Source organism: Frankia sp. AgB32, assembly GCF_023243045.1.
Lineage (GTDB): Bacteria > Actinomycetota > Actinomycetes > Frankiales > Frankiaceae > Frankia.
In genome coordinates this window covers 1-17107 of sequence record NZ_JALKFX010000069.1, presented here as the reverse complement: position 1 = coordinate 17107, position 17107 = coordinate 1, and the positions used below count along the sequence as shown (strand labels likewise).

General features: G+C 74.3%; 16 protein-coding genes and 1 riboswitch. Of the genes, 13 read left to right on the top strand and 3 right to left on the bottom strand.

The genetic code is table 11. The annotated features are described in order from the left end of the window. Positions 1 to 265 precede the first annotated feature (265 nt). The 3 genes from MXD60_RS18370 to truA all read left to right on the top strand — a co-directional run bounded on the left by MXD60_RS18370 (position 266) and on the right by truA (position 3098). On the top strand, positions 266 to 1315 hold the full coding sequence (locus tag MXD60_RS18370) for a DNA-directed RNA polymerase subunit alpha (protein ID WP_248820546.1): 1050 nt from the start codon (positions 266 to 268) through the stop codon (positions 1313 to 1315). Positions 1316 to 1435: 120 nt separating this feature from the next. Next, positions 1436 to 2020 (top strand): 50S ribosomal protein L17, encoded by a 585-nt coding sequence (gene rplQ, locus MXD60_RS18365; protein WP_248820545.1) that lies wholly within the window; start codon positions 1436 to 1438, stop codon positions 2018 to 2020. 193 nt (positions 2021 to 2213) lie between these two features. Next, positions 2214 to 3098, top strand: coding sequence for a tRNA pseudouridine(38-40) synthase TruA (truA, locus tag MXD60_RS18360; RefSeq protein ID WP_248820544.1), 885 nt, complete (start codon positions 2214 to 2216; stop codon positions 3096 to 3098). Between the two features lie 106 nt (positions 3099 to 3204). Here truA and MXD60_RS18355 read toward each other — a convergent pair whose 3' ends face one another. Continuing rightward, on the bottom strand, positions 3205 to 4917 hold the full coding sequence (locus MXD60_RS18355) for a hypothetical protein (RefSeq protein WP_248820543.1): 1713 nt from the start codon (positions 4915 to 4917) through the stop codon (positions 3205 to 3207). 443 nt (positions 4918 to 5360) lie between these two features. Between MXD60_RS18355 and rplM the strand changes: the two genes are divergently transcribed. From rplM to glmS, 4 genes are all read left to right on the top strand, one after another. Further along, positions 5361 to 5804, top strand: coding sequence for a 50S ribosomal protein L13 (gene rplM / locus MXD60_RS18350; protein ID WP_248820542.1), 444 nt, complete (start codon positions 5361 to 5363; stop codon positions 5802 to 5804). A gap of 88 nt (positions 5805 to 5892) precedes the next feature. After that, positions 5893 to 6300 (top strand): 30S ribosomal protein S9, encoded by a 408-nt coding sequence (gene rpsI, locus MXD60_RS18345; protein WP_248820541.1) that lies wholly within the window; start codon positions 5893 to 5895, stop codon positions 6298 to 6300. A gap of 118 nt (positions 6301 to 6418) precedes the next feature. Then, a complete protein-coding gene (glmM, locus tag MXD60_RS18340; protein ID WP_248820540.1) occupies positions 6419 to 7774 on the top strand; it encodes a phosphoglucosamine mutase in 1356 nt (451 codons plus the stop codon). A gap of 159 nt (positions 7775 to 7933) precedes the next feature. After that, positions 7934 to 9847, top strand: coding sequence for a glutamine--fructose-6-phosphate transaminase (isomerizing) (glmS, locus tag MXD60_RS18335; RefSeq protein ID WP_248820539.1), 1914 nt, complete (start codon positions 7934 to 7936; stop codon positions 9845 to 9847). Positions 9848 to 9922: 75 nt separating this feature from the next. Here the strand turns inward: glmS and MXD60_RS18330 are convergent, their stop codons facing one another. Further along, positions 9923 to 10492 (bottom strand): SWIM zinc finger family protein, encoded by a 570-nt coding sequence (locus MXD60_RS18330; RefSeq protein ID WP_248820538.1) that lies wholly within the window; start codon positions 10490 to 10492, stop codon positions 9923 to 9925. A 204-nt stretch (positions 10493 to 10696) separates the two neighbouring features. Between MXD60_RS18330 and MXD60_RS18325 the strand changes: the two genes are divergently transcribed. The 5 genes from MXD60_RS18325 (at position 10697) to MXD60_RS18305 (ending at position 15091) form a co-directional block, all read left to right on the top strand. Further along, positions 10697 to 11605, top strand: a complete 909-nt coding sequence (locus MXD60_RS18325; protein ID WP_248820537.1) for a PadR family transcriptional regulator — start codon at positions 10697 to 10699, stop codon at positions 11603 to 11605. A 104-nt stretch (positions 11606 to 11709) separates the two neighbouring features. Beyond that, the gene (locus MXD60_RS18320) at positions 11710 to 12066 is read left to right on the top strand and encodes a holo-ACP synthase (RefSeq protein ID WP_248820536.1); all 357 of its coding nucleotides are present in this window, start codon (positions 11710 to 11712) and stop codon (positions 12064 to 12066) included. 65 nt (positions 12067 to 12131) lie between these two features. Beyond that, the gene (locus tag MXD60_RS18315) at positions 12132 to 13736 is read left to right on the top strand and encodes an NAD(P)H-hydrate dehydratase (protein WP_248820535.1); all 1605 of its coding nucleotides are present in this window, start codon (positions 12132 to 12134) and stop codon (positions 13734 to 13736) included. 10 nt (positions 13737 to 13746) lie between these two features. Continuing rightward, entirely contained in the window at positions 13747 to 14901 is a 1155-nt protein-coding gene (gene alr / locus MXD60_RS18310; protein WP_248820534.1) for an alanine racemase, read from the top strand. Next, positions 14894 to 15091 carry a hypothetical protein gene (locus MXD60_RS18305; protein ID WP_248820533.1) on the top strand — a complete coding sequence of 66 codons (198 nt, stop codon included), beginning with the start codon at positions 14894 to 14896 and terminating at the stop codon, positions 15089 to 15091. Before alr ends, MXD60_RS18305 begins: the two co-directional genes overlap by 8 nt. A gap of 2 nt (positions 15092 to 15093) precedes the next feature. On the opposite strand, the gene MXD60_RS18300 is transcribed toward MXD60_RS18305, so the two are convergent. Then, positions 15094 to 15396 (bottom strand): hypothetical protein, encoded by a 303-nt coding sequence (locus MXD60_RS18300; RefSeq protein WP_248820532.1) that lies wholly within the window; start codon positions 15394 to 15396, stop codon positions 15094 to 15096. Between the two features lie 241 nt (positions 15397 to 15637). Further along, positions 15638 to 15724, top strand: a riboswitch (ZMP/ZTP riboswitch). Between the two features lie 27 nt (positions 15725 to 15751). On the opposite strand from MXD60_RS18300, the gene glyA reads away from it, so the two are divergent. Beyond that, positions 15752 to 17014 carry a serine hydroxymethyltransferase gene (gene glyA, locus MXD60_RS18295; RefSeq protein WP_248820547.1) on the top strand — a complete coding sequence of 421 codons (1263 nt, stop codon included), beginning with the start codon at positions 15752 to 15754 and terminating at the stop codon, positions 17012 to 17014. Positions 17015 to 17107 lie beyond the last annotated feature (93 nt).

The following is a 17107-nucleotide window of genomic DNA, read 5'->3' as shown; positions in this document are numbered from 1 at the left end:
TGGGCGCTGGCGATCAGACGATCGCCGCGGGCACCCGCCAGGATGTCGCTGGTACCTGGGTCAGGGGAGTGGCGGCCCCCGGCGCCGGGCGGGGGCCGGCCGCCGGGCCGGAGGCACACTGGAGGGGTGTCGGGTGTTTCGGCGCCGCGCGCGCCGGCACCGCGGACGGGGCGGACCGATGTCCCGTCCGCCGGCTCCCCGTTGATCGGGAAGCCAGCACATCACGGCGTCATATGGCGGGCGCCGTGGCCGGAAGGAACACACCATGCTGATCGCTCAGCGTCCCACCCTCGTCGAAGACCCGATCTCCGAGTTCCGGTCGCGTTTCGTGATCGAGCCGCTGGAGCCGGGCTTCGGCTACACCCTCGGCAACTCGCTGCGCCGGACCCTGCTGTCCTCCATCCCCGGAGCCTCGGTGACGAGCATCCGGATCGACGGGGTGCTGCACGAGTTCTCCACGGTGCCGGGCGTCAAGGAGGACGTGACCGACCTGATCCTGAACCTCAAGGAACTGGTCGTCAGCTCCGACAACGACGAGCCGACCGTGATGTACCTGCGCAAGCAGGGCCCCGGTGAGGTCACCGCGGCGGACATCGCCCCGCCGGCCGGCGTCGAGGTGCACAGCCCCGAGCTGCGTCTCGCGACCCTGAACGACAAGGGCAAGCTCGAGATCGAGCTGACCGTCGAGCGGGGCCGTGGCTACGTCAGCGCCGCTCAGAACAAGCAGGCCGGCCAGGAGATCGGGCGGATCCCGATCGACTCGATCTACTCGCCGGTGCTGAAGGTGACCTACAAGGTCGAGGCCACCCGAGTCGAGCAGCGCACCGACTTCGACCGGCTCATCGTCGACGTCGAGACGAAGCCGTCGATCTCCCCGCGGGACGCGATGGCGAGCGCCGGCAAGACCCTCGTCGGCCTGTTCGGGCTGGCGCAGGAGCTCAACGCCGAGGCTGAGGGCGTGGACATCGGCCCGTCCGCCGCGGACGCGGCGCTGGCGGCCGACCTCGCGCTGCCGATCGAGGAGATGGACCTCACCGTCCGCTCCTACAACTGCCTCAAGCGCGAGGGCATCCACACGATCGGCGAGCTGGTCTCGCGCAGCGAGGCCGACCTGCTCGACATTCGCAACTTCGGGCAGAAGTCGATCGACGAGGTCAAGACGAAGCTGGGCGCGATGGGTCTGCAGCTCAAGGACTCCCCGCCCGGATTCGACCCGCGGCAGGCCGTCGACACCTACGGCACCGACACCTACAACGCGCCGTTCTCCGACCCGCACGACGACGGCGCGGAGTACGTCGAGACCGAGCAGTACTGACCTTCACGAGGCCCCCGCGGCGGCACGCCACGGGGGCCTCGACGACCTCCGGTGGCACACGCCGCCGTCCTGTAGGCGGGCAGCCTGGCGGGACAGTGAAAGGAACGAGGAGCACTCATCATGCCCACGCCAACCAAGGGCGCCCGGCTCGGCGGCAGCCCCGCACATGAGCGGCTGCTGCTGGCCAACCTCGCCACCGCGCTGTTCGAGCACGGCGGCATCACCACCACCGAGGCGAAGGCGAAGCGGCTTCGGCCGTACGCCGAGCGGCTGGTGACCTTCGCCAAGCGTGGCGACCTGCACGCGCGGCGCCGGGTCATGCGACACGTGCGGGACAACTCGGTCGTCCACACGCTGTTCACCGAGATCGGCCCGCGCTACGTGGACCGCAACGGCGGCTACACCCGGATCATCAAGCTGGGTAACCGTAAGGGCGACAACGCGTCGATGGCGCGCATCGAGCTCGTCGAGGCGCTGACCGTCGGCCAGCAGGCCGTCGGCGAGGCCGAGCGGGCCCGCGGCACCCGGTTCGCGCCCAGCCGCAAGCCGACCGGTGCCACCGCCGAGGCCGCCGAGGACCTGGCGAAGGAGTCGCCGACGGCGGCTGCCGTCCACGCGCAGTCCGCCGAGGTCACCCCGGCCGCCGAGGCCCCCAAGGGCGACGGCACGGCGAGCGACGAGGGTTCGGCCGAGTCGGCCTCCTGACCCCGCTCGGTCCCGCCTGCGGCGTGACCTGACGGAATTTCGCGCCGTGGAGTAGATCGGTGTAGGCCCGCCACCCCATGATGGGCGGCGGGCCTTCGCCGTTGGCGTACCGTGCCGGCGTCGTGGGCCGGGCGCGTGCCCCCGCCCGGCGGATATCAGCGCGAGCGCGCACCCGCAGACGGGGGAGAAGCAGATGCCCGAGGACCTGGGAACCGGCCTGCGCGCGCCGCATGGCCTGCCCTCCGTGGCGGGGAGCCCCGAGGGGCTGGTCCGGCTGCGGCTGGACATCTCCTACGACGGCACGCCGTTCGCCGGCTGGGCCCGCCAGCCCGGGCAGCGCACCGTCCAGGGCGACGTCGAGGACGCGCTGATCCGGGTGACCCGACTGCCCGCGGTGCGGCTGACCGTCGCTGGCCGGACCGACTCCGGGGTCCACGCCCTGGGACAGGTCGCCCACGTCGACCTGCCGGTCGAGGTGCCGCTCGGCGGGCTGGCCCGCCGACTCAACGGCGTGCTTGACCGGGCGATCCGGGTCACCGGGCTCGCGCCCGCCGCACCCGGGTTCGACGCGAGGTTCTCCGCGCTGTCCAGGCGCTACCTCTACCGGATCACGGACGCGCCGTTCGGCGCCGAGCCGCTGCGGCGGTTCGACACCCTCGCCTGGCCCCGCCCGCTGGACGCGGCGGCGATGGCGTCGGCGGCGCTGCTGCTGGTCGGTGAGCACGACTTCGCCGCCTTCTGTCGCCGACGGGAGGGCGCGACGACCGTGCGGACGCTGCTGCGACTGGATGTCGCCCGGCGCCCGGACGGCGTGCTGGGCGCCGACGTCGAGGCGGATGCCTTCTGCCATTCGATGGTGCGCGCCCTGGTCGGCGGGTTGCTCGCGGTCGGCGAGGGGCGCCGGCCACCGCAGTGGCCAGAGGCGGTGCTGCGGCGCGGGATGCGCGATCCGAGCGTCACCGTCGCTCCGGCGCACGGCCTCACGCTGGTCGAGGTGCGCTACCCGCCGGACGCGGCGCTCGCGGCGCGAGCCGAGGTGACTCGCGCCGTGCGGGTGCCGACGACGCCCTCTGGCTGAACGGGCCCGGGCGCGTCGGGAACGAGCGGGGCGTTGGTGCCCGGTTGCCCGGTTGCCCGGTTGCCCGGTTGCCCGGTTGCCCGGTTGCCCGGTTACGCGGTTCGGGTCAGCGGCGCGGGCCGTGGCCGAGGACGGCGCGGTCCCCGAGCGGCTCGGCCGCCAGGATCCCGATGTCCGTCTGCGCGGAGCGCAGCGGCGGGTCGGTTCCCGCGCCGGCGGTGCCGTCGACGTAGGCGACCTGGGTGTAGATGAGGTAGTGCCCGCGGCTGAGCGCGCTGCGCCAGGAGTTGTTTCCACCCGGACCGGTGATCTGCGCGTTCTGGATGGCCCCGGCGGGCAGGGACAGCGGTGCGATCCCGCCGCGGCCCTGGTTGAGGGTCTGGGCGCCGGCCGCGGCCGTCGTGGCCGTGTCGAGGGAGAACACCGTCACTCCGACGAGCACGGCGCGGGTGCCCGCCGGCGGGGTGCCGAGGAACAGCGCGCGCACGACCTGCCCGCAGTGCGGCGCGGCGAACTGCTTGGTCAGGTCGCCGGTCAGCTGGGGACAGCCGGTGTCCAGCCGCCGGGCCAGCCGCCGGTAGCCCCGGTCGTCCACCTGGACGGGGGAGTCCGGGAAGAACTCGTTCGCCGTTATCTTGTCGCTGTCGGTCGCCGTGCTGTCGAGGAAGTTCTTCGGGATCGGCGCGAGGCTCGGAGCGGCCGAGGTGGACGGGGATCCGCCCTGGTCGCCGCCACCGCGCAACGTCACCGCCGCCACCGCCGCGACCAGGAGCAGGACCGCGCCCGCGACGACGACGAGCATGCGACGGGGTCGGCGCGCCCGGTCGACGCCGGCGCCCGCTCCGCCGGCCCAGCGGTCCTCGGCGAGGCCAGCGTTGTCCCTGGCGCCGTCCTCCTCCTCGTCGGCGTCGTCGTAGCGGTGGGCCTCGTCGTCGTCGGGAGCGTCGTCGGGAGCGTCGTCGTAGGCGTCGTCGAGGCGTGCCCGCTCGCCGGGCCGCACCGCCGGGTAACGCGGGTCCGGGCGGTCGGCGCCGAACTGTCCGCCGGTGAGCGGGGTGTCGGTTCGCGACCGGCCGGCCGGTGACGGGAGGGGTCCGGTCGCGCCGGCACTGTGCTGCCAGGACACGGGGGTGGCGCCGGTGGTCTTGCCGGTGGGCGCGGGCCAGCCTCGGACGGCCCAGCCGGATCTCGGCGGTTCGGCTGCGGCCGGCTGCTGCGCTGACGCGGGGTCGAAGGCGCCATGGGTCTCAGGTCGTCCGGCACCGTCACGTGCCACGGGGGCGCTTCCCGGCCGGCCGAGGTGAGCCGGGGAGCCCGGCGCGCGGGGAGGGGAGGCGGGACGGCTGGCCGGGCGCGCGTGGCGACCCGGCCAGGCCTCGCCGGGCGCAGGTCCGCCCAGGGCGGGACGCTCAGCGCCCGGGTGGGTGCCCTCGCCGGAACCGAGGGCGGCCTGGCCCATGGCCGGGAGTGGAGCGGCGCGATGCTGGCCCGTGGGGACGGCCGGGTCCGGCGCGGCCGCGTCCGGCCTGAGGTGGTCGAACGAGAAGGCGTAGCTCCTCGGGCCGCCGAACAGCGGGTCGTCGCTCGGCGGCGTCCACCCGTCGTAGAGGACATGTCGGCCGCGCAGGTCGAGGCCGGCGGTGCCGGGTCCGGTGGCTGGTCCCGCGGTGCCGCCCGGGATCGATCCGCCCGGGGCGCCGCCTGGATCGATCCCGGGCGCGCCGGGATCGGGCGGTTGGGCGGCGGGGTTCGGTGTGCCGTGTGCCGGGATGCCGGAACCCGGCCGCTCCTCGTGCCCCCCGCCATCCAATTCAGTCATCTGGGTCAGAATAGCTACCAATCGCGGCATGGCCAGTCGGGCCGGGCATCACCGGAGAACACCCCGCAGGCCGCGGATCGGTAGTGTGTGCTGGTGAGGTCTCGGCGCCGCCCCAGTGGGCGTCCGGGTGTAACTACTCCGGGTGGGCCTGTCTCTGTGGGCCTGTCTCTGTGGGCCTGTCTCTGTGGGCCTGTCTCGGCGGTGCTGTCTCGGGTGCGGTTAGCCCGGGTGCGGCTGCTTCGGATGTCGCGGTGCCGGATGCGGCGGGGCCGGGTCGTAGTGGCCCAGGGTGGCCCGCCGGCGGCTGGTCCCGCTCGCCTGGTAACCTCAAAGACTGCTGCGCGTGACACGTCCTGTCTGCGCGCTCCACATTCTTGACGGGTCAGGCCTGTCGGCTTCTCGGAAGTCGCCGGGCGGACCCGTCCGAACGAGAAGGCAGACCTGTGCGCACGTACCAGCCCAAGCCCGCGGATGTCCAGCGTGTGTGGCACATCATCGATGCCACCGACGTGGTGCTCGGTCGGCTGGCGACCCAGGCCGCCACGCTGCTTCGGGGCAAGCACAAGCCGTATTTCGCCCCGCACATCGACACCGGCGACTTCGTGATCGTGGTGAACGCCGGCAAGGTGGCGCTGAGCGGCAACAAGCGTCAGCAGGCGCAGTACCACCGCCACTCGGGCTTCCCGGGCGGTCTGCGCAGCACCTCCTACGGTGAGCTGCTCGACACGCGGCCGCAGGTCATCGTCGAGAAGGCGATCAAGGGCATGCTGCCGCACAACAAGCTCGGCCGTGCGCAGGGCACCAAGCTGAAGGTCTACGCGGGTCCGATCCACCCCCACCAGGCGCAGCAGCCCACTCCGTTCGAGATCATCCAGGTCGCGCAGTAACCGCAGACCTCCTCCAGCCGGCCGACGGGCGTACGTCCGTTCCGGGCCGGCGGCGGGAACCACGCTTCAACCGAGGAAGGAACGCGACGTGGCTGTCGTGACCGACGTACAGGGCAACCCCCGCGCCACCGGACGGCGCAAGGAGGCGGTCGTCCGCGTGCGGCTGCTCCCGGGCGCGGGGAAGTGGACGCTCAACGGGCGGACGCTCGAGGAGTACTTCCCCAACAAGGTGCACCAGCAGCTCGTCAACGAGCCGCTCAAGGCGCTCGACAAGGCCGAGTCGTACGACATCGTGGCTCGACTGCACGGCGGCGGCGTCTCGGGCCAGGCGGGCGCACTGCGACTCGCCATCGCCCGCGCGCTGACGCTGGCGGAGGAGGAGTCGCGGCCTACTCTGAAGAAGGCCGGCTTCCTGACCCGTGACGCCCGGGTCAAGGAGCGCAAGAAGTACGGCCTGAAGAAGGCCCGCAAGGCTCCGCAGTACAGCAAGCGCTGACCCTGCGTCTCCTCCGTCGGCGCGTCCGGGTGGTCCCGGGCGCGCGGGCGGGTGGGGACGCCGGCTGCCGGAGCACGCCTGGGTCTCCGCCTGGACCTTCGACATATGGGAGACCTCAGTGGCGAGGCTCTTCGGTACCGACGGCGTTCGCGGTGTCGCCAACGTCGACCTGACGGCGGAGCAGGCGCTCTCGCTGGCCGCTGCGGCCGTGGAGCTGCTCGGCGGCTCGGACGCTGCGGTCGGCCGCCGTCCGCTGGTGGTCGTCGGCCGGGACACCCGGCCCTCCGGTGAGTTCCTGGAGGCGGCGGTCGTCGCCGGGCTGGCCGCATCCGGCGCTGACGTCGCGCGGATCGGCGTCGCCCCGACCCCTGCTGTCGCGCACGCGGTGGCCAGCAGCGGAGCCACCTTTGGCGTGATGTTGTCCGCCAGCCACAACCCGATGCCTGACAACGGCATCAAGCTGTTCGCCGCCGGTGGCCTCAAGCTGCCCGACGAGGTCGAGGACGCCATCGAGCAGCAGATGGCGCGGTCCTCGCGGCGCCGTCCGGTGGGACGCGAGGTCGGCCGGGTGCGCGACGATCCCGCCCTGGTCGACCGATACGCCGATCATCTGCTGACGAGCCTGCCGGCGCGGCTGGACGGGCTGCGGGTCGTCGTCGACTGCGCCCAGGGCGCCGCTTCGGCACTCGCCCCGCGGGTCCTGCGCGCGGCCGGCGCCGACGTCGTCGCGTTGCACGCGGACGGCGATGGCAACGCCATCAACGACGGCAGCGGCGCGACTCATCTGGACAGCCTGCGGGCGGCCGTCGTGGCGCAGGGTGCCGACGTCGGCATCGCACATGATGGCGACGCGGACCGCTGCCTCGCGGTCGACGCCGCCGGCGAGGTCGTCGACGGCGACCAGATCCTCGCCATCTGTGCGATCGCCCTGGCCGAGCGGGGTGACCTGGCGGCCGGCACGGTCGTCGTCACCGTGATGTCGAACCTCGGCTTCCGGCACGCGATGCGCGAGGCGGGCATCACCGTCGTCACCACGCCGGTCGGGGACCGGTACGTACTGGAGGCGATGCGCGCCGGCGGTTTCGTGCTCGGTGGCGAGCAGAGCGGGCACGTGCTCTTCCTCGACCACGCGACGACCGGGGACGGGCTGCTCACGGCGCTGCAGCTGCTCGGCCGGGTCGCCGAGACCGGTCAGCCGCTCGGCGAGCTCGCGAAGGTCATGACCCGGCTGCCGCAGGTGCTCGTCAACGTCCGGGGGGTGGACCGCACCCGGGTGCAGGCCTCGCCGGAGCTGCGCGCGGCCGTCGCCGAGGTGGAGGCGGAGCTCGGCGACGCGGGCCGGGTGCTGCTGCGCCCGTCCGGCACCGAGCCACTCGTGCGCGTCATGGTGGAGGCGGAGACCGACGCCGTCGCGCGGGAGACCGCCCAGCGGCTCGCCGCCACCGTCCGTGAGGCCCTGCCGGCCGTCGGCTGAACCGGGTCGCGGCTGGGTCGACCCGGCTGGCCTGCTGGCCTGCTGGCCTGCTGGCCTGCTGCCGCAGCACCGCCGTCGCGAAGGCCACGCTGAGACAACATGGCGTGCGTTCGGCCGGGCGTCTGGTTGGGCCGGGTGCAACCTGCGTACGCTGAGCACATGTGCGGGATCATCGGTTACGTCGGTGACCAGTCGGCTCTGGACGTCGCGCTGAACGGCCTGCGGCGGCTGGAATACCGCGGCTACGACTCCTCCGGCGTGGCTGTCGTCGGTGCCGGAGCGCTGCGGACGGCGCGCCGCGCCGGCAAGCTCGCGAACCTCGAGAAACTGCTGTCCGACGGTCCGGACATGGACCCGATGCCCGGCACCACCGGGATGGGGCACACCCGCTGGGCCACCCACGGCGGCCCGACCGACGTGAACGCCCACCCCCACACGGACTGCACGGGCGCCATCGCCGTCATCCACAACGGCATCATCGAGAACTTCGCCGCGCTGCGGGCCGAGCTCGAGGCGGTCGGGCACGAGCTGGCCAGCGAGACGGACACCGAGGTCGTCGCCCACCTGCTCGAGATCGAGCTCGCCGGCGCGGAGGCCGGCGTGGTTCCCGAGCAGCCGGCGGCCCCGCCGCGGGCCGCGGAGGGCGCCCACCCGCTGACCGGCGCGCTGCGCCGGGTCTGCCGGCGGCTCGAGGGTGCCTTCACCCTCGTGGTGCTGCACCGGGACTTCCCCGAGGTGGTGGTCGGCGCCCGCCGCAACAGCCCGCTGGTCGTCGGGCTGGGCCAGGGCGAGGCATTCCTCGCCAGCGACGTCTCCGCCTTCATCGCGCACACCCGGGAGGCCCTGGAGATCGGGCAGGACCAGGTGGTCGAGGCCCGCCGGGACGGGGTGACCGTCACCGACTTCGACGGCGAGATCGTCGAGGGCCGCCGCTACCACGTCGACTGGGACGCCAGTGCCGCGGAGAAGGGCGGCTACCCGTACTTCATGCTCAAGGAAATCAACGAGCAGCCGACCGCGCTCGCCGACACGCTGCGCGGCCGGCTCTCCGCCGACGGAGCGATCGTGCTGGACGAGGAGCGGCTGTCCGCCCAGGACTTCCGCGACGTCGACAAGGTCTTCATCGTCGCCTGCGGCACCGCCTACCACGCCGGGCTCATCGCGAAGTACGCGGTCGAGCACTGGACCAGGCTGCCCTGCGAGGTCGAGATGGCCTCGGAGTTCCGGTACCGCGACCCGGTGCTCGACCGCTCCACCCTCGTCATCGCGATCAGCCAGAGCGGGGAGACCCTCGACACGCTGATGGCGGTCAAGCACGCCCGGGAGCAGAAGGCCCGGGTGCTGGCGATCTGCAACACCAACGGTTCCACCATCCCGCGGGAGTCCGACGCAGTGCTCTACACCCACTGCGGGCCGGAGGTCGGGGTCGCCTCGACCAAGACCTTCCTCGGCCAGGTCGCGGCCTGCCTGCTTGTCGGCCTGTACCTGGCGCAGGTGCGGGGGGTGCTCTACGGCGATGAGGTGGCCACGTACGTCGAGCGGCTGCAGCGCACGCCTGAGCTGGTCGAGCGCACGCTCGCCCGGCTCGAGCCGATGCGGGAGCTCGCCCGCAGCCTGGCGGGGGCGAAGGCGGTGCTGTTCCTCGGCCGGCACGTCGGCTACCCGGTGGCGCTGGAGGGGGCGCTGAAGCTCAAGGAGCTGGCGTACATGCACGCCGAAGGCTTCCCGGCGGGCGAGCTGAAGCACGGCCCGATCGCGCTCATCGAGCCGGGCCTGCCGGTGCTGGTCATCGTGCCGTCGCCGCGCGGCCGGGCCAACCTGCACGGCAAGATCGTCTCGAACATCCAGGAGGTCCGGGCGCGGGGCGCGCGGACGATCGTGATCGCCGAGGACGGTGACGTGGCGGTGGAGCCGTACGCGGACCACCTCATCCGCGTGCCGGCCACCGCCTCGCTGTTCGCGCCGCTGGTGACCACGCTGCCGCTGCAGGTGTTCGCCTGCGAGCTCGCCCTCGCCCGCGGTCTGGACGTCGACCAGCCGCGGAACCGGGCGAAGTCGGTCACGGTCGAGTAGGCGACGGTGGGTCGCTGACGGCGACCCACCGCATCGGCCGCGTCGGCGGCCCGGATGACCTGCCGACGGCAGCCGTCAGGTGGACGGTTCGGCGCCGTGCTGGCGGCCGTGCCAGGCGACGGTGGCCTCCCACAGGGCGTCCGCGACCGCGTCGTTCTCGTCCGCGGCGTCGAGCAGGGTCTCGACGAGCTCCGCCCGGGGCACCCGACTGAGGAACACCCGCATCGCCGCGTGCACGGGATCGTCGGCGAACAGCGAGCCCTCGACGATGATCCCGCCGGTCTCCTCGTCGACGTCCTCGTCGTCCTCGGCGAGCCCGGCGGAGCCGGTCGCGACCAGGGCGACGGCGACGGCGTGCCGGCAGAACGAGCCGGTGGCGCCCTCGGGGCAGGTACAGCCGGTGCGCGGGCCGTCGTCGGCGGCCTCGAGGCGAACCTCGTGCGGGCCGTCGTCCTCGACCGTGCCGGACGCGTTGGTGGGGCGGATACGTAGCTGCTCGACGCGGCCGAGCAGGGCCAGGTTCACCCCTTCGATGAACACGCCCGTCCCGGCGCGCTGGGCGCAGGCACGTTCCTCGAAGGCCGCTTCGAGCGGGGTGACGGCGTCCCCGCCGTGCCCGTTGTCCCCGGACACAGAAATGATCACCGCCCAATCCTACGGAATCCGCGCGCGAACAGCGCTGGTGAGCCGTACGGCTTCGTCCGGACACTTGCCGGAAGTAGCATCGCGATATATCGTGAGCGTACGCCAGGGTGGCTGGATGGCCGCCGTTGGCGATTGGTAGATGTGACCTTCGTCGGGATGGTCTCGGTGAAGGCGGCCTTCGGGCCATCACGAAAGGAAATGATCATGACATCGCAGGCGATTCCTGGCCCCTGGGGTTCCTGGGGCGGATGGGGACGAGGGCTGCCGTTCGATCCAGCACGGCTGTCGGAGTTCCTCGAATCGATGGCCGGCTGCGCCGAGCGGCTGGCGCCCACCGCCGAGCAGTGGCGTTCGCCGGGCCGTGAGCGGACCAGTCGCGCCGAGCGCGGCGGGCCGCACGAGGGGCATGAGCACGGCGGGCGCGGCGAGGGCCGCCCGCGCGGCCGTCGCGGCGGCCCCGGCTGGGGCGGCCTGGGCGGCTTCCCCGGCCCTGGTTTCGGCGGTCCGGGCGGGTTCGGTCCCGGCTTCGGCGGGCCTGGCTTCGGCCGCGGCGGGCCGCGGGTGGGGCGCGGTGACGTCCGGGAGGCGTTGCTGGCCCTGCTGGCCGAGGAGCCGATGCACGGCTACCAGATGATCCGCGAGCTGTCCGAGCGCAGCGGCGGAACCTGGCGGCCGAGCCCCGGGTCGGTCTACCCCGTGCTCTCCCTGCTCACCGACGAGGGCCTCGTGCGGGCCGTCGAGGCGGACGGCAAGCGCGTCTTCCACCTCACCGACGCCGGCCGTGCCCACGTCGAGTCCCGGTCGGGGCGGCGCAAGCCGTGGGAGACCGCGGCGGCCAGCGCCGACGACGACCTGACGAGCCTGCGCTCGCTGGCCTTCGCGGTCGGCGCGGCCGTCGTCCAGGTGGCGCAGGCGGGGGACGAGTCGCAGCTCGCGGCGGCCCGGACCCTGCTCGCGGAGACCCGCCGCGGTCTCTACCGCATCCTTGCCGCCGACGGCGACAGCGACGGTGACAGCGCGCCGGCCGCGGACGAGCGGGCGAAGGGCGAGCCGGCCGCCGCCGGTGACGACGGTGGCGAGGCGGGCGGCCCGCGGCTGGACAAGACGTCCTGACCGTGCGCGCCCGTGAAAGGCGCGGTTCGGCCCCGTCGACCGGCGGGGCCGAACCGCGAAACCTCCCGCGGCCCGGCGTGCGACCGGTGTGGGAGCCTGGGCCGGTGGCGGTGGTGGGCATCGGAGTCGACGTGGTGGATGGCGCGCGCTTCACCGCGACCCTGTCGCGGACGCCGGGCATCGCGATGCGGCTGTTCACCGCGCCCGAGCGGGACGTGGTGCGGCCGGAGCGGCTCGCCGCCCGTTTCGCGGCGAAGGAGGCCGTCGCCAAGGCGCTCGGCGCCCCGCCCGGGCTGGACTGGCACGACGCCGAGGTCGTTCTCGGCGCGGGCGGCCGGCCGGCCCTGCGCGTCAGCGGCACGGTGGCCGCGGCCGCGGCCCGGCTCGCCGTCGCGACCTGGCACCTGTCCCTCACGCACGACGGCGGTGTCGCCGTCGCCATGGTCGTCGCCGAAAGCTGACCGCGGCGTGCCCCGGCCGGCCCCGCGAGCGGCATGGCCGGATCGGCACCGGGCAGCATGGCGGCATGCCGAACGCGCACACGGTCGCCCAGGTCCGAGACGCCGAAGCCCCACTGCTGGCGGCGCTTCCACCTGGGGCCCTCATGCAACGCGCGGTGTACGGGCTGGTAGCCCACGTCGCCCGCCGGCTCGGCCGGGTCGGTGGCGCCCGGATCGTCGTGCTGGCCGGCGGCGGCGACAACGGCGGCGACGCGCTGTGGGCGGGTGCCCGGCTGGCCGCACGCGGCGCCCGGGTCGACGCGATCGCCCCCGGCCGCACCCATCCGGCGGGCACCGCCGCGCTGCTCGCCGCCGGCGGCGCGCTGCACGGGCCCGATCCGGCGCCCGACGACGACGCGCTGCGGGCCTTGTTCGACCGCGCCGACCTGGTGCTCGACGGGCTGCTCGGCATCGGCGGCCGAGGCGGTCTGCGACCGGCCCACGCCCGCCTGGCCGCGTTCGCGCCGGTGCGGCGCACGGTGGCCGTCGACGTCCCCAGCGGCGTCGACGCGGACACCGGTGCGGTGGCCGGGCCGGCAGTGCGGGCGAGTGCCACGGTCACGTTCGGCACCCACAAGCGCGGTCTGTGGCTGATGCCGGGAGCCGCGCACACCGGGCCGGTGGAGCTCGTCGACATCGGGCTGGAGCTGCCCGAACCGGACCTGCGGGCGCTGGACGACGCCGACGTCGCCGCCCTGCTGCCCGTCCCGGGCTTCGAGTCGTCCAAGTACCGCCGGGGTGTGCTCGGGCTCGTGGCGGGCAGCGACGCCTATCCGGGTGCCGCGGTCCTCGCCGTCGGCGGCGCGCTGCGCGGCGGCGCCGGCTATCTCCGTCTGATCACCGAAGGTCATCACGACGAGGCGACGGGGCAACGGCGCGGCCGGGCGGGCGATCTCGTCTCGCAGGCGCATCCGGAGGCCGTGGTCACCGCCATCACCGCCGGCGACGCGGCCGCGATGCTCGCCGCCGGGCGCGTGCAGGCCTGGGCGATCGGCCCGGGCCTGCCACCGGGGCCGCCGGTACGCGACCTGGTGACCGCGCTGCTCGGCACCGACCAGCCGATCGTCGTCGACGCCGGCGGGCTGGACCCGCTGGCCGAGATCGTCGCCGCTGACCCGCGGGCACTGTCCGATCGCGCCGCACCGGTGCTGGTGACCCCGCATGAGGGCGAGTTCGCCCGACTGCTCCGGGTCGGCCTCGGCTGGGACCCGGAGCGCGCCGCAGCCGACCTGGCCGCCGACCGGCTCGCCACCGTCCGCCGGGCCGCCGCCGCCCTCGGCGCCGTGATCCTGCTCAAGGGCGCCCGCACCCTGGTCGTCGAGCCGACCGGCGCCGCCTGGGTGAACACCACCGGCTCACCGTGGCTCGGCAGCGCCGGCACCGGCGACGTGCTGACGGGTGTCGTCGGCTCGCTGCTCGCCGCCGGACTGCCCGCCGTACTGGCCGGGGCCGTCGGCGCGTACCTGCACGGGCGGGCCGGCGAGCGCGCGGACGTGCCGCTCGCGGCGAGCGACCTGCCCGGACTGCTGCCGGCCGTGGCCACCGACCTGCTGGCCGGAGCGGACCGGCCGCAGCCCACCGACGGTGGCCCAGGACGGCGGGGCACCCCCGGCCATCGTCACGCGCGGTAGCGTTGACCGGGTGAGCGAACAGCGGACCGGGCCGTCGGAGACAGCCGGAATCCGCACCTACGCGGCGGTCGAACTCGATGCGGTGCGCGACTCCGTGGCCGCCCTCGCCGCCCGCGCCGGCGCCGCCACGACGATGGCGGTCGTGAAGGCCGACGGGTACGGCCACGGCCTGATCCCCTGCGCCCGCGCGGCCCTGGACGGCGGCGCGACCTGGCTGGGTACGGCGTTCCTGGAGGAGGCGCTCGCGCTGCGCGCCGCGGGGATCACCACCCCGGTGCTGTGCTGGCTCGCGGCGCCCGGGGAACGGTTCGCCGCCGCGATCGACGCCGGCATCGACGTCTCGGCGTCCGCTCCCTGGACGTTGCGGGAGATCGCCGCGGCGGCGTGGACGACCGGCCGCCCGGCCCGCGTGCATCTCAAGGTCGACACCGGTCTGGGCCGCGCCGGCGCGACGCCTGCGGACTGGCCAGCCCTGTGTGACACCGCCGCCGCGCTGCGGGCCGAGGGGCTGATCGAGACGTTCGGTGTCTGGAGCCACCTGGCGTTCGCCGACTCCCCGGGACATCCGACCGTGGCTGGGCAGATCGGGGCGTTCCGCGACGCGGTGGAGATCGCCGAGAAGGTGGGCCTCGCACCCACCGTGCGCCATCTGGCGAACTCGGCGGCCACGCTGATCAGCCCGGACGCGCACTTCGACCTGGTCCGGCCGGGCGTGTCCGTCTACGGGCTGTCGCCCAGCCCGGAGGTCGGCCCCGCCGCGCACTTCGGTCTGCGGCCCGCGATGACCCTGGTCAGCCATGCCGCGCTGGTCAAGCGGGTGCCCGCCGGGGCGGGTGTCTCCTACGCGCACCGCTACACCACCGCGCGGGAGACCACGCTCGCGCTGGTGCCGCTGGGTTACGCCGACGGCGTGCCGAGGGCCGCCACGAACGTCGGCGAGGTGCTGCTCGGCGGTCGCCGCCGGCGGATCGCCGGCACGGTCTGCATGGACCAGTTCGTCCTGGATGTCGGGGACGACCCGGTCGTGGCCGGCGACGAGGTGCTGTTGTTCGGCCCGGGCGGCCGCGGCGAGCCGACGGCGGATGACTGGGCGGCCGCCCTGGGCACGATCAACTACGAGATCGTCACCCGGATCGGCGGGCGGGTGCCGCGCGTCTATGTCTAGTCACGCCGACTCGGCCGCCAGCCACGCCGACGGCCGCCTCACGGCGGCCCCCGGCGCCCGCCGGGGGGTGGCCCCCCGCGCCCGGACCGGGTATCAGCCCCCGCCCCCCGCCGCCCCCCCCCCCCCCCCCCCCCCCCCCGCGCGCCCCCCCGCGCGGGGGGGGGGGGGGGCCGCCGGCGCCGGAACCTGATCTCAGCCGCAGCCGCCGGACGAGCATCCGCCGCCGGTGGGCGCCTCGCCGCCGTACATGCCGCGTTCCATCCGGCGGCGCACCGGCGCGGCCGCGGCCGCGCCGGCTTCCCGATCGTTCTGCTCGACGCGGGACCGGGGGGTGAGCGTCAGCATCACCGGCCCGGGAGCGGCCGGGGTGGGCGCCGCGCTGGGCTCCGGTTCGGACTCGTCGGCCACGCCGAGCGCCGCCGCCCTGGCCGCACCGGTCAGCCCGCGGGCCCGGTCGGCCACTTCGTCCTTGTTTCTACGCCAGGACAACTTCATGATTCCCGCCTCCGCGATGACCAACGAGGTGACCCGGTCCCCACCACGGTAGAGGACGATGTCCTGCCTGGCCCGGCGTCGTGGCCCGGATGTGACCCGGGCACGGCTGTCGCGTCGCCGACCTCCCGGGACCGCCCGCGCTGGTGGCCGGCACGCCCACGGCGCCGCGGGCGCCGGCCCGGCTCCCGCCTGCCGGTCCGTCCGCCCCGCCGACCCGTGCGCCGACCGGCGGCTAGGATTGGCCCGGAGTCGTGACTGGCGCACAGAGGTGGAACTGACCACCGGGGAGCGATTGTTCGGATCGGCGCCGTGCGCCTGGGTGCCTCCGGCCGAATGACACGTGCCGGAGGTCAGTGTGCACAACCCGCCCCTTCCCGAACTCGCCGTCGCGGACCCGGACATCGCCGCTCTCGTCGAGGCCGAGGCCGCCCGCCAGCAGTCGTCGATCAGGCTGATCGCCTCGGAGAACTACGTCTCGACCGCCGTGCTCGAGGCGTCGGGCTCGGTGCTGACGAACAAGTACTCCGAGGGCTACGTCGGCCGGCGTTACTACGAGGGCCAGCAGGTCATCGACCCGATCGAGACCCTCGCCGTCGAGCGGGCGAAGGCGCTGTTCGGCGTCGAGCACGCCAACGTCCAGCCCTACTCCGGCTCACCCGCGAACCTGGCCGTCTACCTGGCCTTCGCGCAGCCGGGTGACACGGTGATGGGCCTGTCGCTGCCGATGGGCGGCCACCTGACCCACGGGTGGAGCGTCTCGGCCACCGGCAAGTGGTTCCGCAGCGTCCGCTACGGCCTGCGCGCGGACACCGGCCGGATCGACCTGGACGAGGTCCGGGACCTGGCCCGCGCCGAACGGCCGAAGATCATCTTCTGTGGTGGCACGGCCATCCCGCGCACGATCGACTTCCCGGCGTTCGCGGAGATCGCCCGCGAGGTCGGGGCGGTGCTGGTCGCGGACATCGCGCACATCGCCGGTCTGATCGCCGGGGGCGCCCACCCGTCCCCGGTCGGGCACGCCCCGGTGATCTCGACCACCACGCACAAGACCCTGCGCGGTCCCCGCGGCGCGATGCTGCTCTCCGACGCCGAGCACGCCACCGCGCTCGACAAGGCGGTCTTCCCGGGCCTGCAGGGCGGCCCGCACAACCACACCACCGCGGCCATCGCCGTCGCCCTGCGGGAGGCGTCGACCCCGGCGTTCCGCGACTACGCGCACGCCATCGTCGCCAACGCCCAGGCACTGGCCGAGGCCCTGGTCGAACGCGGCTTCGACCTGGTCACCGGCGGCACCGACAACCACCTGATCCTCATCGACCTGACCGGCAAGGACATCGGCGGCAAGCCGGCGGCGAAGGCCCTCGACGCCGCCGGCATCGAGCTGAACTACAACGCCGTGCCGTATGACAAGCGCAAGCCGTTCGACCCGTCGGGCATCCGGCTCGGCACCGCCGCCATCACCACCCGCGGGCTGACCCCGGCGCACATGCCGCAGCTGGCCGGCTGGATCGACGACGTCGTCAAGGCCGCCGGCACCGACGACACCGCGGCGATCGAGCGGGTCCGGGCCCAGGTCACCGAGCTGATCAGCAGCTTCCCGATGCCCGGCTTCGCCTGATCGGCGGACCGGTCGGGCGGGCCCGGCCGCCCGCGCCCCGCGGGGCCGGGGGGGCCCGCTCCCCCGCCGGGGCGGCCCCGCCCCCGGGGGATG

Excerpts from the sequence above, each read along its gene's own strand:
- MXD60_RS18370 (WP_248820546.1), top strand. The coding sequence starts at position 266 with ATGCTGATCGCTCAGCGTCCCACCCTCGTCGAAGACCCGATCTCCGAG.
- rplQ (WP_248820545.1), top strand. The coding sequence starts at position 1,436 with ATGCCCACGCCAACCAAGGGCGCCCGGCTCGGCGGCAGCCCCGCACAT.
- truA (WP_248820544.1), top strand. The coding sequence starts at position 2,214 with ATGCCCGAGGACCTGGGAACCGGCCTGCGCGCGCCGCATGGCCTGCCC.
- MXD60_RS18355 (WP_248820543.1), bottom strand. The coding sequence starts at position 4,917 with ATGACTGAATTGGATGGCGGGGGGCACGAGGAGCGGCCGGGTTCCGGC.
- glmS (WP_248820539.1), top strand. The coding sequence starts at position 7,934 with ATGTGCGGGATCATCGGTTACGTCGGTGACCAGTCGGCTCTGGACGTC.
- MXD60_RS18325 (WP_248820537.1), top strand. The coding sequence starts at position 10,697 with ATGACATCGCAGGCGATTCCTGGCCCCTGGGGTTCCTGGGGCGGATGG.
- MXD60_RS18315 (WP_248820535.1), top strand. The coding sequence starts at position 12,132 with ATGCCGAACGCGCACACGGTCGCCCAGGTCCGAGACGCCGAAGCCCCA.
- MXD60_RS18305 (WP_248820533.1), top strand. The coding sequence starts at position 14,894 with ATGTCTAGTCACGCCGACTCGGCCGCCAGCCACGCCGACGGCCGCCTC.
- MXD60_RS18300 (WP_248820532.1), bottom strand. The coding sequence starts at position 15,396 with ATGAAGTTGTCCTGGCGTAGAAACAAGGACGAAGTGGCCGACCGGGCC.